The organism is Bifidobacterium sp. JNUCC 75, from assembly GCF_054819865.1.
Genome location: NZ_JBTHIF010000001.1, coordinates 179146 through 195242, shown reverse-complemented (window position 1 = coordinate 195242; position 16097 = coordinate 179146). Strand labels below are relative to the sequence as shown.

Annotated in this window: 11 protein-coding genes and 1 riboswitch; of the genes, 9 read left to right on the top strand and 2 right to left on the bottom strand. The window is 63.7% G+C overall.

Annotated elements, in window-relative coordinates; all coding sequences use genetic code 11:
- Nucleotides 1-5 precede the first annotated feature (5 nt).
- Together ACVWNW_RS00855 and ACVWNW_RS00850 are read right to left on the bottom strand one after the other, a co-directional pair.
- The gene (locus ACVWNW_RS00855) at nt 6-1382 is read right to left on the bottom strand and encodes an ABC transporter ATP-binding protein (RefSeq protein ID WP_454482479.1); all 1377 of its coding nucleotides are present in this window, start codon (nt 1380-1382) and stop codon (nt 6-8) included.
- Nucleotides 1379-3118: an ABC transporter permease gene (locus ACVWNW_RS00850; protein WP_186363921.1), complete on the bottom strand. Its 1740-nt coding sequence runs from the start codon at nt 3116-3118 to the stop codon at nt 1379-1381. Before ACVWNW_RS00850 ends, ACVWNW_RS00855 begins: the two co-directional genes overlap by 4 nt.
- A gap of 97 nt (nt 3119-3215) precedes the next feature.
- Nucleotides 3216-3374: riboswitch (M-box (ykoK) riboswitch) on the bottom strand.
- A gap of 133 nt (nt 3375-3507) precedes the next feature.
- Here ACVWNW_RS00850 and ACVWNW_RS00845 point away from each other — a divergent pair.
- The 9 genes from ACVWNW_RS00845 to ACVWNW_RS00805 all read left to right on the top strand — a co-directional run bounded on the left by ACVWNW_RS00845 (nt 3508) and on the right by ACVWNW_RS00805 (nt 16095).
- On the top strand, nt 3508-4140 hold the full coding sequence (locus ACVWNW_RS00845) for an NAD(P)H-dependent oxidoreductase (protein ID WP_144177221.1): 633 nt from the start codon (nt 3508-3510) through the stop codon (nt 4138-4140).
- Nucleotides 4137-5300: a glycosyltransferase family 4 protein gene (locus ACVWNW_RS00840; RefSeq protein WP_454482477.1), complete on the top strand. Its 1164-nt coding sequence runs from the start codon at nt 4137-4139 to the stop codon at nt 5298-5300. The genes ACVWNW_RS00845 and ACVWNW_RS00840 overlap by 4 nt, the downstream gene beginning before the upstream one ends.
- A 9-nt stretch (nt 5301-5309) precedes the next feature.
- The gene (locus ACVWNW_RS00835; RefSeq protein WP_454482475.1) at nt 5310-8516 is read left to right on the top strand and encodes a UPF0182 family membrane protein; all 3207 of its coding nucleotides are present in this window, start codon (nt 5310-5312) and stop codon (nt 8514-8516) included.
- Nucleotides 8513-9043: a GNAT family N-acetyltransferase gene (locus ACVWNW_RS00830; protein WP_454482473.1), complete on the top strand. Its 531-nt coding sequence runs from the start codon at nt 8513-8515 to the stop codon at nt 9041-9043. The genes ACVWNW_RS00835 and ACVWNW_RS00830 overlap by 4 nt, the downstream gene beginning before the upstream one ends.
- 40 nt (nt 9044-9083) lie before the next feature.
- Nucleotides 9084-9683, top strand: a complete 600-nt coding sequence (gene pth / locus ACVWNW_RS00825; protein ID WP_454482471.1) for an aminoacyl-tRNA hydrolase — start codon at nt 9084-9086, stop codon at nt 9681-9683.
- Nucleotides 9673-13296: a transcription-repair coupling factor gene (mfd, locus tag ACVWNW_RS00820; RefSeq protein WP_454482469.1), complete on the top strand. Its 3624-nt coding sequence runs from the start codon at nt 9673-9675 to the stop codon at nt 13294-13296. The genes pth and mfd overlap by 11 nt, the downstream gene beginning before the upstream one ends.
- A gap of 43 nt (nt 13297-13339) precedes the next feature.
- Nucleotides 13340-14635, top strand: a complete 1296-nt coding sequence (eno, locus tag ACVWNW_RS00815; protein WP_015021986.1) for a phosphopyruvate hydratase — start codon at nt 13340-13342, stop codon at nt 14633-14635.
- 101 nt (nt 14636-14736) lie between these two features.
- Entirely contained in the window at nt 14737-15315 is a 579-nt protein-coding gene (locus ACVWNW_RS00810; protein ID WP_046323028.1) for an FtsB family cell division protein, read from the top strand.
- 36 nt (nt 15316-15351) lie between these two features.
- On the top strand, nt 15352-16095 hold the full coding sequence (locus ACVWNW_RS00805) for a DUF501 domain-containing protein (protein ID WP_461196294.1): 744 nt from the start codon (nt 15352-15354) through the stop codon (nt 16093-16095).
- Nucleotides 16096-16097: the final 2 nt, after the last annotated feature.

Below are 16097 nucleotides of genomic sequence, written 5' to 3'. Positions count from 1 at the left end.
ACTACTCACTCGGTGTGGTTCTCCGGGTCCAGCGTCAGCCGGTCGTCGTCGGCATCGTAGTCGAAGAGCTCGCCGTAACGGCCCCAGGTGATGGCGGTGTCGAACTGCTGGACGGCCTCCTTGTCCGAGTGGTGGGCCCGCAGCAGGTCCAGGATAAGAGAGCCGTGCAGACTCTTGTCGTCACTGTTCTTCAGGGCCCGGTCGATGATGCGGATCAGCGGAACATGATCCATCAGCATGTGTGAGAACATCTCCTTGCTCTCCAGGATGTCGGCATCATGCCAGGCCCGGCCTTGGTCGGTCAGCCTGACGTGCCCGTTGTCCGCCTGGAAGATGCCCAGCATGAGTCCGGCGTCGATCAGGGGGAAAAGGTCGTCCACTTCGAAGGAGAGCTTGGCGGCCAGGTCGGCCAGGTCCATGCCGTTGGGCTGGTTGACCATGACATCGGCCAGACCGGCAAGGCCGCCGGGGGTTGCGTCGGGCAGGTTGCGCTCGGCGGTCTCCTCGTCCCGCACCGAGTCCCGCACGGCCTGACGATTGCGCACCTTGGTCTGCAGGCGGCGGCGGATATCCTCGCTGTCGCGCTGGCCGGTCAGGATGGAGTAGAGGTAGTCCACGCAGGACTGGAAGAGGTCGGACTGCTTGTCCCTAGGTCTGTCCAGGTTGATGGGCACGTTGGCGATGACCCGGCCGGGATGCGAGTCCAGGACCAGGACCCGGTCGGCCATCTCCACGGCTTCCTCGATGTTGTGGGTGACGATCAGGACCGACTTGACGCTGCCTGCCTCCTCGGACCAGACTTTGAGGACCTCCTGGCGAAGATTCTCGGCTGTCAGCACGTCCAGAGCCGAGAAGGGCTCATCCATGAAGAGGGCGTCCGGCTTGAGGACCAGGGCCCGGGCGATGCCCACGCGCTGGCGCATGCCGCCGGAGAGCTCTTTGGGGTAGGCGCTTTCGAAGCCGTCCAGGCCTATGGCATCGATGGCAGCCAGGGAGAGTTTCTCGCGTTCCTTCTTGGGCACGCCCCGGGCCTGCAGGCCCAATTCGACGTTGTCTTTGACAGTCAGCCAGGGCATCAGGGCGAAGCTCTGGAAGACTAGGGCCACGCCGGGGTTGGGCCCGTCCAGCTGCTTGCCCCGGTATTCGACGCTGCCCTTGCTGGCTGGAACCAGACCGGCGAGGATGCGCAGCAGGGTGGACTTGCCGGCGCCTGAGCGGCCCAGGATGGCCACCACCTCGCCCTCGTGCAGGGTGAAGTCAATATTGTCCAGGACGGTCAGCTCCGCGCCCTTGTCAGACTGGTAGGTCTTGGTCACGTGCTCGGCCGTGATGATCCCGTTGGAATTGATCTTGGTCATTGTCGAACCTTTCAGACTTCTCATGTCAGGGAATAGCGCCGTTGTGCCAGTGATTGCAGGGGAGACCAGAAGAACCGGTCGGCCAGGACCACGAAGATGCTCATCACGGCCACACCAAGGATGATGCGGGGGGTGTCGCCGGTGGCGGTCACCTGGGCGATGTAGGCACCCAGGCCTCGGGCCGTCAGTTCGGTTTTGCCGTAGGAGACCACCTCGGAGACGATGGAGGCGTTCCAGGCCCCGCCGGCCGCTGTGATGCCGCCGGTGCACCATGAGCCGAACAGTGCAGGCAGGATCAGAGTCTTCCATCGTTGCCAGCGGTTCTGGCCCAGGCTGCGAGACATCTCCAGCAGGTCGTCGGGGATGGCTGAGGCCCCGGCGATGACGTTGAAGAGGATGTACCACTGGGTGCCCAGGGCCATGAGCAGGATGCTGCCCCAGTTGATGTCGATTCGCCAGATGATAAAGACCATGGTGACGAAGGGGAAGATGAAGTTGGCCGGGAAGGAGGCCAGGATCTGCACCAGGGGCTGCAGGTAGCGGGAGATGCGCGGATTCATGCCGATCAGAGCGCCGATGGGCACCCAGACTATGGTGCAGACCACCATCAGGATCAGTACCCGCAGGAAGGTCAGCAGGCCCAGCTGGAAGACGTGGCCGACCTCGCCCAGACCCAGGGGACGGATGACCAGACGGTCCAGCTGCCAGAGACCCCACAGGCCGATCAGGGCCAGGCAGGTCCACCAGACCAGGTCGCTTGCCCGCCTGCGTCCGCCTCCACGGCTCCAACGTGCCCCGGTACGGCCCAAGGGGCGGGTGATCCGGTCCAGCAGGTCGGCCAGGGGGTGGCCCACCAGGCCCAACAGGTCCTTGACCCCGGACAGGCGGATGACCGTCAGCACCAGGCTGCGTCGGGGCTCGGTGGACTGGCTGCTGGTGTAGCGGAACTTCTCAGCCCAGGCGGTCAGCGGCTTCCAGAGCAGGAAATCAATCAGCAGAACCACCACGATCATGGTCAGGATGGCCAGGCCCACCTTGCCCAGGTCCTGCTCGGCGGTGGCCTCCTCCACAAAGGAGCCGATGCCTGGCAGGGCCAGGGTCCTGTTGTTGACCGAGATCATCTCGGAGGCAGTCAGGAAGAACCAGCCGCCGCCCATGCTCATCATGCAGTTCCAGAGCAGGGGAATCATGGAGTTGGGCACGTCCAGTTTCCAGAAGCGTTGCCAGCGGGTCAGGCGCATCAGCCTCACCGCCTCGTCCAGGTCGGCGGGTTCGCTGGTCAGGGAGTTATAGAAGGAGAAGGCCATGTTCCAGGCCTGGCTGGTGAAGATGGCGAAAATGGAGGCCGCCTCCACGCCCATGATGGAACCGGGGAAGAGGACCAGCCAGATGGAGATGGTGGCCGACAGGAAGCCCAGGACGGGCACCGACTGCAGGATGTCCAGCAGGGGGATGAGTACGGCGCCAAGGCGACGGGAGCGCGCGGCGGCCAGCCCGTAGAGGAAGGCGAAGATCAGGGAGATGATCAGGGCCGTGAACATACGGAAGAGGGAGCGCAGCGCGTAGTAGGGCAGGTTTGACGGGTCGGTGGAGACGTGCGAGGGTACGCCGGCGGGGCCAATGGGGGCACCCAGTGCCGGCAGCAGATAGGCCAGGGCACCCAGCAAAACCAGGGCGCCTATTGCTACGGCAAGGCCCGTCCATATGCGAGTGGAGCGCGATGCCTGGCTGCGGTCGTCGTTCAGTGGCGAACGGAGCATTCCCGGCAGTGCGACAGTATTCACGATGGCCTCCCTCCAAGGTGCGGAACATCCCTGTCGGCAGCCTCGAAGACGGCGTGGCGGTCGGCCATGAGCCGACCATTGTCATCGTTCAAGCTTCGGCTTCGCATGGTATTTGGCCCTGCATTAGTCCCTGCCTTGATCCGACGGGGACTGTTGACCTGCGCGGGGTGTCTCCACCACTTTGCGGCAGCATGCCTTGTCCATGCGGTAGCTTCACCTACCGACCACCCAATAACATAGATGGACCCAAGAGCAGTGTCAAGCATTTGTCAAACCAGTGTTGCCGTCCTTGCCAGGACTGACAATGGCAAGGGTCTGCACGCAGTCGGTGCAGGCGCGAAATGAAATGTAAGGAGTGAATCCCTATGAAGATCGTGGCAGTCACGGCCAACCCCGAACCCAAGAGTCTGACCGATGCGGCAGGCAACGCCCTGCTGGACGGGGCGGCCGAGGGCGGGGCTCGCACCGAGTTGATCGACCTTTGCGCAGAGGGGTTCAATCCCGTCTTCGGCATGGAGGACAGGTCCCACTACCTGGGCCAGGGACCCATGCCCGAGGATGTTGAGGCCATGCAGGAGCGCATCAAGGATGCGGACGTGCTTGCCCTGGTCTTCCCTGTCTACTGGTACAGCATGCCGGCAATCATGAAAGGCTTCATTGACCGGGTCATCTGCCGAGGCTTCGCCTATAACGCTGATGGAACCCCGGGAGCTCTGGCCGGGCGCCGGGTGGAGCTGATTATGCTGACCGGCGGGGATAAGGAATGGTACCAGTCCAGCGGCATCGATGAGGCCCTGGACAATCAGCTGCGCAGGCAGACCTTTCTCAAGTACTGCCAGGTCGCGCAGGTGGAGACCATCTATGTGGACAATCTGGACTCGGGCAACGACGAGCAGCAGGCGCGGGAGGCTGCTGACCGGCACCTGGTGGCCCTAGCCCTCAAGGGCCGTCAACTGGCCGCAGGGACCGAGCCCGGAGCGGACCAGGACGCTCAGTGACGCTCAGCATCGGGTTCGTCTTCGATGACACCCTGGATGTGTTTGACGGGGTTCAGCAGCACATCCTGACCCTGGGACGGGAGCTGGGCAGGCGCGGCCATAGGGTCCAGTACCTGGTCGGGCAGACCGCCCACCCACCGGTTGACGGGGTTCACTCCCTGTCCCGCAATGTCATGGTCTCCTTCAATGGCAACAGGATGCGCATACCGCTGCCAGCGCCCAAGGCGCCCATCCGCCGGGTCCTGGAGGCCGGGCACTTCGACCTGTTGCACATTCAGGCTCCGTACAGTCCCTTCCTGGCCGGACGGGTTATCCGGGCCGCAGACCCGACAACGGCCCTGGTGGCCACCTACCACATCGCCCCCACAGGAAAGCTGCAGTTGCTGGGCGGAAGGTTGCTGGGGAGGATCAACCGCAGGACCCATAGACGTATCGACAGGGTCATTGCGGTCTCGCCTGTGGCGGCCAGCTATGCCCGGCAGACTGCCGGCGTGCCCAGCAAAGTGGTGGCCAACCCCGTGGACGTGGCTGCCCTGCGCCGGGCCCGACAGGCTGCCGGCGATCGGAAGGTGGCGCGCCTGCACGGCCAGGGGCCGCATCTGGTCTTTCTGGGACGGTTCGTGGCCCGCAAGGGGGCGGGGATCCTGCTTTCGGCCCTCCAGGCGGGGGAGCGGGACGCCATCCTGCCTGAAGGCCTGCATGTGACCATGGCTGGCAAGGGCCCGCTGCTGGAGGACTGTCGTCGAAAGGCCGCAGTCCTGCGCACCCCGGTGGCCTTCCCAGGCTTTGTGGATGAGAAGGACAAACCTGCCCTGCTGGCCTCCTCCGATCTGACCGTCTTTCCCTCAACCGGGGGCGAGTCCTTCGGTATCGTGCTGCTGGAGGCCATCGCCTCGGGTACGGCTCCGGTGCTGGCTGGGGACAATCCCGGCTACCGGTCCACCCTGATGGGCGACGAGCGGGCTCTGGTCCCCGTCGACTCGCCCAACACCCCCGAACTGATGGCCCGGCGAATTGCCCAGGCCTTAGGGGATCCCTCCTGGAGGCGGAATGTGCGCCACGACCAGCTGACGCTCCTGGACCGCTACGACGTGACCGTGGTGGCCGATCAGGTGGAGGAGGTCTACCAGCAAGCCATTCAAGACCGCCGTCTCATGTAGGCTAGGTACATGTCATTCTTTGATTTCTTCGGTGCCATGTTCGACCCTGAGGGCGGTCCAGGCGGTCCAGGCCGGCGTCGCAATGAAGACGACCCGGTCATCCTGCACGTGCAAACCGATGGTGAGGGTCCCGGCCAGGGGGGCGGCGGCACGTCCCGCTTCCGCTTCTCCGGGCCGGGTGACCCTCGGCTGACTTCCCGCAGAAAGGGCAATGAAGGGCCTTCCCGGGGCTCGCGGATCCTGGCAGTGGTTGTGGCAGTCGTGCTGGTCGTCTTCCTGCTACTGTTCGCGCTCAGCCGCTTCATCACCGATGTCATGTGGTTCTCCCAACTGGGGGCGGCGCAGATAGTCTGGACCCAGCTGGGCATCAAGGTGGGCCTATGGCTGGCTTACGCACTGCTGCTGGCCGCGGTGACCCTGCTTTCGGCCATCCTGGCCATCCGCAGCCGTCCCGATTCGCCTGACGGGTCTACCATCAGGGTCAAGGGCGATCTTATTGAGGTAGGCAAGGGAGTCTCCTCACGCACGGCCCTGAAGGTGGCCGTGGTGGTCTCCCTGGTTGTTGGCGTATTCTTCGGCTTCCAGTTCAACGCCGACTGGAAGCAGGTGCTCCTGCTCTTCAACGCCCAGTCCTTCGGGGTGCGCGATCCCCAGTTCGGCCTGGACAACGGCTTCTATGTCTTCATCCTGCCTGGCCTGCAGCTGTTGGTCTCCTCCCTGCTGATGATGCTGCTGGCGGCCACGGTCTTCAGCCTGGTCACCAACTTCCTCATGGGTGGCATTCGCTTGACCATGCCCGTGCACGGCCGGGGCATTCTGGAGATGACCCGTTCCGCCCGCAGACAGGTGGCCGTCTGGTTGATCCTGTTCATGCTGGTCTGGGCCGGCGATACGGCCCTGGGTGTCTTCGGCAGGCTGACCGAGGAGGGCGATCGGATCACCGGCGCCTCTTACACCTCGGTCAAAGCGGCCATCCCAGTGACCCTGATTATGGCCGTGGTCATAGCTCTGCTGGGCATAATTTTGGCCGTCTGGATTCTGAGGTCGCCCACCCTGGAACCCGGCCGTGTCCATGCAGGATCCCTGGGTTCGGCCGTCAAGCAGTGGAGGATTCCCGCTCTGGCTGTAGCCGTCACCGTCGTCCTGTCCCTGTTGCTGACCGTCTTCTGGCCGGCCCTGGTCCAGCGCTTCCGGGTCAATCCAAACGCCCAGGAGATGGAATCCGCCTACATCCAGCGCAACATCGCCGCCACCACCAAGGCCTACGGGCTGGACAAGCTCAAGACCGAGGCCTATGACGCCACCACCGAGGTCCAGTCAGGCGCCCTCTCCCGGGATGCGGAGACCACGGCACAGATTCGCTTGCTGGATCCCCAGGTGGTTTCTCCCACCTTCCGTCAGCTACAGCAGTCCAAGCAGTACTACACCTTCGAGGACACCCTGGCCGTCGACAAGTACGACATCGACGGAGTCAGCCAGGATACGGTCATCGGCGCTCGCGAGCTGGACCTGGAGGGCAACGACAACCGCAACTGGGTCAACGACCACACGGTCTTCACCCACGGCTACGGCATCGTGGCCGCCTACGGCAACAAGGTCACCCCGGACGGGCAGCCCGAATTCTTCGAGCAGGACATCCCCACCAAAGGCAAGCTGACCGACAGCCAGCACTACGAGCCGCGCATCTACTTCTCGCCCAATGCGCCCGAGTACTCCATCGTCGGCGCGCCCCAGGGCTCATCGGGCTGGGAGTTCGACTATCCCACTGGCTCCAAGGGTGCCACCAACACCTTCAAGGGCAACGGCGGCCCGTCGGTGGGCAACTTCCTGGCCCGAGTACTTTACGCCATCCGTTTTGGATCCGATCAGATACTCTTCTCGGACCGCGTCACCCCCGACTCGCAGATTCTCTACAACCGTTCGCCAAAGGAGCGTGTGGCTCAGATCGCCCCCTATCTGACCCTGGACGGACGCGTATACCCGGCTGTGGTGGATGGTCGGGTCAAGTGGATCGTCGACGGCTACACCACTTCTGACGCCTACCCCTACTCACAGAAGGTGGACCTGGGCCCCATCACCCAGGACACGACCACCTTGAGCTCCGAGGCCGTCAAAGGCCTGGGCTCCCAGAAGGCCAACTACATCCGCAACTCCGTCAAGGCTACGGTCGATGCCTACGACGGCTCGGTGGATCTGTATGCCTGGGATGCCAAGGATCCGGTGCTCAAGGCATGGCAGAAGGTCTTCCCCGGCCAGTTCAAGCCGCTTTCGTCAATCTCCGGTGACCTGATGAGCCACATGCGTTACCCGGAGAGCCTGTTCAAGGTGCAGCGCCAGCTCCTGTCCCAGTACCACGTCAACTCGGCCAGCCAGTTCTTCTCCGGCGAGGACTTCTGGCAGACCCCCGTGGATCCGACTGGCACCAGCAAGGAGCAGAAGGCGGGGATCAAGCAGCCTCCCTACTATCTGACCCTGCAGACCCCAGGAACTGACAAGCCCGCCTTCTCGCTGACTTCCACCTTCATCCCCGCCGGCACCTCCACTAGGGAGATTCTGACCGGGTTCCTGTCTGTGGATTCCGACGCCGGGTCGACCAAGGGAGTGATAGGGCCGGACTACGGGACCATCCGGCTGATGGAGCTGCCCAAGAATTCCAATGTTCCCGGCCCGGGGCAGGCCCAGAACAACTTCAACTCGGATGCTGCGGTCTCGACCGAGCTCAACCTGCTCCAGTCCGGATCCACCAAGGTCAAACGCGGAAACCTGCTGACCCTGCCAATTGGCGGCGGACTGATCTACATCCAGCCGGTATACGTCCAATCCAGCGGTGCCACCAGCTTCCCCCTGCTCAAGCGGGTTTTGGTGGCCTTCGGAGACAAGGTTTCTTCCTCAGCGACCTTGGACGCGGCTCTTGACAAGACCTTCCAGGGCAACTCGGGCGCATCGGCAGGCGATGCCGACAACACTGGACGCACCAATTCCAATGCTGACCAGAGCGAGCAATCCGATAAGGCTCCAGGTAAGACCGCCGGGTCCGGCGGGGCATCGACCACAGGAGGACAGGCCCTGAAACAGGCCTTGGACAAGGCCAACCAGGCCATGAGCGACGGCGATGCCGCCCTGAAGAAGGGCGACTTCAGCGCCTACGGCGAGGCTCAGAACCGTCTGCGCGAAGCTCTCAAGGAGGCCTCCGATCAGGAGGGCGGCAACAAGTGAGCGCCACCCCGTGCATTCGGCTCTGCCGTCGCGGGGACCTGAAGGCGGTCACCGCCATCTACAACCAGGCAGTCATGGATGGCGGTTCCACGGCGGATACGGCCTCGGTCAGCCTGGATCAGCGCCTGGAATGGTGGCTGGACCACAATCCGGACCAGGGCCATCCGGCCCTGGTCCTGGAGCAGGAGGGCCGGGTGCTGGCCTTCGGCTCCCTGTCGGCATACTACGATCGGCCCGGCTACCAGGAGACCTGCGAGCTGAGCTACTACGTGGACCGTGGCAGCCGTGGCCGTGGCCTGGGTGCCCTGATGGTCCATTCCCTGCTGGAGCGCGCCCGGCAGGAGGGCATGCGTCTGGCCGTGGCCATCATCTTCGACGATAATTCGGCCTCCAAGGCTCTGCTGCACCGGTTCGGGTTCAACCGCTTCGGCCTCCTGCCCCAGGCCGCCTGGGACCGGTTCGTCCTGCATGACGTCTCCTACTGGAGCCTGTCCCTTGAGCGTAAAGGGGTCGGGGAGCCTGTGTAGAATCTCACCGTCCCGTTTGAGAGCAGGAGGTATCACCTACATGGCATCCGATTTCTGGCTGATAGCCGGACTGGGCAACCCGGGTGACGAGTACAAGGGCACCAGGCACAACATGGGCTTCATGTGCGCCGATCTGCTGGCCGAACGCTGGTCGGTCAACCTGCGCGACCACAAAGGTCTGGCCCAGCTGGGCCGTGGCACCCTGGATCTTGACGGACGCCGCATACCCTTCTTCCTGGCCAAGCCGCTGACTTTCATGAACGACTCCGGCGATGCCCTGGCCTCCATCTGCTCTTACTACCACATACCGGTTGGGCGGGTCGTGGTCATCCATGACGACATGGACCTAGAGTTCGGCCGGATCAAGGTCAAGGCCGGCGGGTCCTCGGGCGGGCATAACGGCATCCGTTCCATCGACCGTTCTTTGGGCAGCAACGCCTATGCCCGGGTCCGCATGGGCGTGGGGCATGCCCGGAGAGGTCCTGACGCCCACCGGCGCACCGTGGACTGGGTTCTGGGCACCTTTGTCGACGATCAGCGCAAGCGTCTGCCCGAGTTCCTGGCCGACGGCGCGGATGCCGCAGAAATCGTGATTACCAAGGGCCTCAGCCAGGCTCAGGAGCAGTTCAATGGTCGATGAGCATATCCAGTCAGGGCAGGGGACCGGCAAGAAGGTGGAACCTCAGGAATCGCTGAATGGATCCCTGCGTCCTCTTTTGGACGACCTGCAGGCGGATGCCGCCTTCAAAAGGTTGGTCCAAGGAGATTCCGAGCCTGCTACCGACACCGACACCTCTCTTATGGTGCAGGCTCCCCAGGGGATCAGACCAGCCCTGGCCGCTGCGGCAGCCGGACGTGCCCCGGTGGTCCTGGTGGTCCCCTCCGAGCGTGATGCCGAGGAGATGGCCGGCGCCATCCGTTCCTGGTATGAGGGCGACCCTGGCGATGTAGCCCTGCTGCGCTCATGGGAGACCCTGCCTCACGAGCGGCTTTCGCCCCGGGCAGACACCGTGGCATCCCGGATGGCCGTCTTCAGGCGGCTGGCCCATCCGATTCAGGACGACCCTGACTTCGGACCCATCCGCATCCTGGTCATGCCCGTGCGCTCCCTGCTGCAGCCGGTTGTTAAAGGTCTGCAGGATGTGGAGCCCCTGGTCTTCCTACGCGGCCAGGACCTGCCTTTGGACCAGGCAGTCGAAGCCTTGGTCCGCAACGCCTACACCCGGGTGGACCTGGTCATGGAGCGCGGACAGTTCGCCGTCAGAGGCGGAATCCTGGATGTCTTCGTCCCCACCATGGCCCACCCGGTGCGCATTGAGTTCTTCGGCGACGAGGTGGACACCATCCGCAGCTTCCACGCCTCCGATCAGCGCACCTACGGCCCCGACCTGGACCGGATCTGGGCGCCGCCCTGCCGCGAGCTGCAGCTGACCGACCAGGTCCGCGCCCGCGCCCGTTCCCTGATCGGGAGCATCCCCAACGCCGACGACATGCTGGAGTCCATCGCCCAAGCCATTCCGGTAGAGGGCATGGAATCCCTTCTGCCTGCCCTGGTCGACGAGCTAGTGCCGGTGGGGTCCATGTTGTCTGAGGGTGCCCTGATTCTGCTGTCTGAGCCGCAGCTGTTGGCCCGCTCCGCCCAGGACCTGGTCAAGACCGCCAACGAGTTCCTGGCCGCAAGCTGGCATGTGGCAGCCTCAGGACAGGGCTCGGGCGCACCCATCAGCTTTGACAGGGCCAGCTTCCTGGACTACGACGAGGTCATCTCATCCTTGGAGTACCGCAAGGGTGAGGTCTGGAAGCTGACCGACCTATCGGTGGATCCGGACCGGGAGGGGGCCGAGCGTCTGGATGCCCTGGCTCCGGACCAGTACCGCGGCGACGAGGATCGGGCCGCTTCGGGCATTTCATCCCTGCTGGAGCGCGGCGACCGGGTTGTTGTGACTGCTCCGGCCCAGGGGACGCTGAGCCGTCTGCGTCGGGCCGTGCAGACCACAGGGATCACTGGGTTGGAGTACCACCGCTCCCTGGCTGTGGACGGCTTCGTGGACCAGTCCGCCCATCTGGCCCTGCTGACCGAGAGGGACCTGACCGGGCGTACCAGCGTGGCCGCTGGCAGCAAGACCTCCAACCGACGGCGCAAGGCCATCGACCTGGACGAGCTCAAGCCCGGTGACTATGTGGTCCACGACCAGCACGGCATCGGCCGCTTCATAGGCATGCGCCAGCGCAGCGTGGGCGTGGGCCCCAGCAAGGGCAGCCGGGAGTATCTGGTCCTGGAGTACGCCCCCTCCAAGCGCAATGCCCCGCCAGACAAGCTCTTCGTACCGGCCGACCAGCTGGATCAGGTCAGTCGTTACATCGGTGCCGAGATTCCCAGGCTCAACAAGCTGGGCGGATCCGACTGGTCGGCCACCAAGGCCAAGGCTCGCAAGCATGTCCACAAGATCGCCCAAGGCCTGGTCAAGCTCTACTCGGCCCGGCAACGCACCAAGGGCTTCGCCTTCAGTCCCGACACCCCCTGGCAGAAGGAGCTGGAGGATGCCTTTCCCTACCAGGAGACCCCCGACCAGCTGACCGCCATCGACGATGTCAAGGCCGATATGGAGAAGCCGGTGCCCATGGACCGCCTGATCTGCGGGGATGTGGGCTTCGGCAAGACCGAGATAGCCATCCGTGCCGCCTTCAAGGCCGTTCAGGACGGCAAGCAGGTGGTCGTCCTGGTGCCCACGACCTTGCTGGTTCAGCAGCACTATCAAACCTTCACAGAGCGGTTCGAAGGCTTCCCGGTGGATGTGGCCGCCATGAGCCGCTTCCAGACCGCCAAGGAGAACCAGACCACCATGGAGGGCCTGGCCAGCGGGGCCGTGGACGTGGTCATCGGCACCCACAAGCTGCTCAACCCGCGCATCCGATTCAAGGATCTGGGTCTGATGATCGTGGACGAGGAGCAGCGCTTCGGCGTGGAGGCCAAGGAGACCCTCAAGGCCATGCGGACCAACGTGGACGTCCTGTCCCTGTCGGCTACTCCCATTCCGCGCACCCTGGAGATGGCGGTGACCGGCATCCGCGAGATGTCCACCCTGGCCACGCCCCCCGAGGATCGTCTGCCGGTACTGACATATGTGGGCGCCTACGAGGATGCCCAGGTGACTGCGGCCATTCGTCGTGAGCTCCTGCGCGGGGGCCAGATCTTCTACATCCATAACCGGGTGGAGGACATCGGCAAGGTCTCGGCCAAGGTGCAGACGCTGGTTCCCGAGGCCAAGGTGGGCGTGGCCCACGGCAAGATGGGGGAGAAGCAGCTGGACGGGGTCATCCGGGACTTTTGGCACCGGGATATCGATGTGCTGGTCTGCACCACCATCGTCGAGACTGGCCTGGATATACCCAACGCCAACACGCTGATCGTGGACCGGGCCGACCGCTTCGGGCTCTCCCAGCTCCATCAGCTGCGCGGCCGGGTGGGACGCGGCCGGGAGCGGGCCTACGCCTACTTCCTCTACGACCCCAGCAAGCCAATGACCCAGACCGCCCACGACAGGCTGGCCACCATCGCTCAGAACACGGCCCTAGGGTCCGGCTACGACGTGGCCATGAAGGATCTGGAGCTACGCGGCACCGGCAACCTGTTGGGCGACGAACAGTCCGGCCATATCGAGGGGGTCGGCTTCGACCTTTACGTGCGCATGGTCTCCGAGGCGGTGGAAGAGTATAAGGAGCCTGGGCGGACCGAGCCGGTCACTGTCAGCATCGACCTGCCCTTGGAAGCTTCCATCCCTGTGGACTACATTGATTCGGACAAGCTGCGTCTGGAGGCCTACCGCAAGCTGGCCTCGGCTCGCAACGAGCAGGATCTGCGCGACCTGCATGAGGAGCTGACCGACCGATATGGGCGTCCGCCGGCCCAGTTCGACACCCTCTTCGCAGTTGCCAGGCTGCGGGCCAAGGCTCGTTCCCTGGGCATTGCGGAGATCGCCTCCCAGGGCTCCAGGGTGCGCATCAGGCCCGTGACTATGCCCGATTCCCTCCAGGCAAGGATCGCACGTATCTACAAGGGCAGCCAGTACCGTCCTGTGACGCAGACCCTGCTGATCCCAGCGCCCTTCGCGGGCTCCCTTGGTTCGGGACCCATGGATTCGGTGGCCATGACCGCCTGGGTGGACACCCTGCTGGACGACCTTGCCTGGGGGCTGCCCAAGTCCTCCGACGATGGCACGCCAGCGGGTCCCTCGCCCGTCCAACAAAACTAGTATCCTGTAAGAGACATCACAACAACTTATTGAAGGAGCAGTTGTGGCAGCAATTGAAAGCGTGTTCGCGCGCGAAATTCTTGATTCCCGTGGCAACCCGACCGTCGAGGTCGTTCTGCAGACTGAGGACGGCGCCGAGGGGCGTGGTCTGGTTCCCTCCGGTGCTTCCACCGGCGAGGCCGAGGCCTGGGAACGTAGGGATGGCGACAAGAAGCGCTATCAGGGCAAGGGTGTGCTGGACGCCGTCAAGGCGGTCAATGAGACCATCGCTCCCAACGTCATCGGCATGGACGCTACCGATCAGCGCGCCCTGGACGAGACCATGATTGATCTGGACGGCACCCCCAACAAGGGCAAGCTGGGCGCCAACGCCATTCTGGGTGTCTCCCTGGCTGCGCTCTATGCGGCTGCCGAGTCCGCCGAACTGCCTCTCTACCGTTACCTGGGTGGCACCAACGGCCACATCCTGCCCGTGCCCAACATGAACATCATGAACGGCGGCGCCCACGCTGACTTCGCCACCGACATCCAGGAGTACATGATCTCCCCCTACGGCTTCGACTCCTACCGGGAGGCCCTGCGCGCCGGCGTTGAGGTCTACCACACCCTCAAGGGCATCCTGAAGAAGGACGGCCACGAGACCGGCCTGGGCGATGAGGGCGGCTTTGCCCCCAAGATGAAGTCCAACGAGGACTCCTTGAAGTACATCGTCGACGCCATTCAGGCTGCCGGCTACGAGCCTGGCAAGCAGATCGGCCTCTGCCTGGACGTGGCATCCTCGGAGTTCTACAACAAGGACACCGACAAGTACCACTTCGACGGTGAGGACCGCGACGCGGACTACATGCTGGACTACTACCAGGGCCTGGTCGAGAAGTATCCGCTGGTCTCCATCGAGGATCCCTTCGCCGAGGAGGACTGGGGTGCCTGGCAGAAGATTACCGCTGCAATGGGTGACCGTCTGCAGTTTGTGGGTGACGACCTGCTGGTGACCAACCCCAAGAGGCTGCAGAAGGGCATCGACCTGAAGGCCGCCAACTCCCTGCTGGTCAAGCTTAACCAGATCGGCACCGTGACCGAGACCCTGGATGCCATCGAGCTGGCCACTGCCAACGGGTTCACCTCCATGGTTTCCCACCGTTCCGGTGAGACCTCCGACACCACAATCGCCGACCTGGCCGTGGCCAAGAACACCCGCCAGATTAAGACCGGTGCTCCGGCCCGTGGCGAGCGCATCGCCAAGTACAACCGGCTGCTGGAGATCGAGGAGGAGCTGGGCTCCACCGCCGAGTATGCCGGCTACAGTGCCTTCAAGGCCTGCAAGAAGTACACCAAGTAAGTCTTTGTCGGTCGGGCCGGATCCTTTGCAGGTTTCGAACCAACCGTGAAGTCTTTCACCCGTGGCGGTCCGCGTCGGCTGCCGCGGGTATTTTTATGGGTATGGCCAAAAACAAACGTGACGGCGCCAACCGGCGGACAAGCAGGCGGTCGTCGGGACCCATCACCTTCTTTGTGGCGGTCATCATCGTGGCTCTGGGGCTAATTCAACTGGTCTCCACCTTCCACGCCTACGCCATTAATCTTTCCGAACTCAACGGCCTGCGCAACCAGCAGGCCCAGCTTGTCGAACACAAGCGTGACCTGGAGAACCAGATCCGGCGCTGGGATGACAAGGCCTATGTAACCGCCCAGGCCCGGGATCGGCTGGGATTCATTTTCCCCGACGAGGAGGCTATCCGGGTCCTGCACCCGGAGGCGGTCACGGGCAGCAAGGACAAAGACCAGGCTGGAAGCAAGGGGGTCCGGGCCCCCAGGAAGAACTCCCTGCCCTGGTATCAGGAAATGGCTTACTCCTTCGCCAAGGCCGATCAGGACCCTACTGCCGATAGAAGCAAGGGGAGCACAGGTCAGCATCCTGGCGATGGAGCCAGTCCGAACGGCTCTGCCAGTCCGTCTGGTTCAAGTAGTCCGGGTGGCTCTGATGGCTCCTCTCCATCTGGGGGCGGGGGAGCGCAGTGAACTTCGAAGGCTCGGACTTCGCCGCTTCAACAGGCCATGAACTTTGCAGCAATGCACAATCAGAAAGATGAGGACAGCGTGAACAAGGCCCAGGGAAGGCCCCAGGCAGCAGAGGAATCTCAAGTCGTAGACAAGGTCAGGGTCGAGTCCGAGGTTGGGCAGAATAAGGTCGAGGCCTTTATCCTGATTGGCGACCGGGAACTGGCGGCGGTCAGAGATCGGGTCCAGGAGCTTCTGGCGACTCCGGCCACGCCGGAACAGATAGATGTCGTGAACCACCAGCTGGGTCGCTATCCGCGGGGTATGGTGGCCGTGGGCGCTCGCTGTGTCTGCGGCAACCCCCTGGCTGTGGTCACCCGGCCGCAGCTGGAGGACGGCACGCCTTTTCCGACCACGTGCTATCTGACCAGCCCCGAGGCCGTCAAGGCCGTCTCCCGGTTGGAGGCTAACGGTATCATGACCGACTGGAATGCCGAACTTGGTTCTGATCGGGATCTGGCCAGTGCTTATCGCAGGGCCCATGAGCTCTACCTGGCCTTCCGGTCTGCCTTGGCCCATCAGCTGGGCGACGACGAAGGGCACATCGCTGGAATCTCGGCGGGGGGCATGCCCAAGCGGGTCAAGTGCCTGCATGCTCTGACCGCTCAGTCTCTGGTTATGGGCCCTGGGGTTAATCCTTTGGGCGACCGTGCTCTTGGTTTGGTGCATCAAATATTCGATTCGCAGGTCTGCAGGTGCGCTCGGCCTTGGACTGAGGCATACCGGGAAGAGAACCGATGAAG

Coding starts and splice junctions, on each gene's coding strand:
- ACVWNW_RS00855 (WP_454482479.1), bottom strand. CDS start 1,382: ATGAGAAGTCTGAAAGGTTCGACAATGACCAAGATCAATTCCAACGGG.
- ACVWNW_RS00850 (WP_186363921.1), bottom strand. CDS start 3,118: ATGCTCCGTTCGCCACTGAACGACGACCGCAGCCAGGCATCGCGCTCC.
- ACVWNW_RS00845 (WP_144177221.1), top strand. CDS start 3,508: ATGAAGATCGTGGCAGTCACGGCCAACCCCGAACCCAAGAGTCTGACC.
- ACVWNW_RS00835 (WP_454482475.1), top strand. CDS start 5,310: ATGTCATTCTTTGATTTCTTCGGTGCCATGTTCGACCCTGAGGGCGGT.
- pth (WP_454482471.1), top strand. CDS start 9,084: ATGGCATCCGATTTCTGGCTGATAGCCGGACTGGGCAACCCGGGTGAC.
- mfd (WP_454482469.1), top strand. CDS start 9,673: ATGGTCGATGAGCATATCCAGTCAGGGCAGGGGACCGGCAAGAAGGTG.
- ACVWNW_RS00810 (WP_046323028.1), top strand. CDS start 14,737: ATGGCCAAAAACAAACGTGACGGCGCCAACCGGCGGACAAGCAGGCGG.
- ACVWNW_RS00805 (WP_461196294.1), top strand. CDS start 15,352: ATGAACTTTGCAGCAATGCACAATCAGAAAGATGAGGACAGCGTGAAC.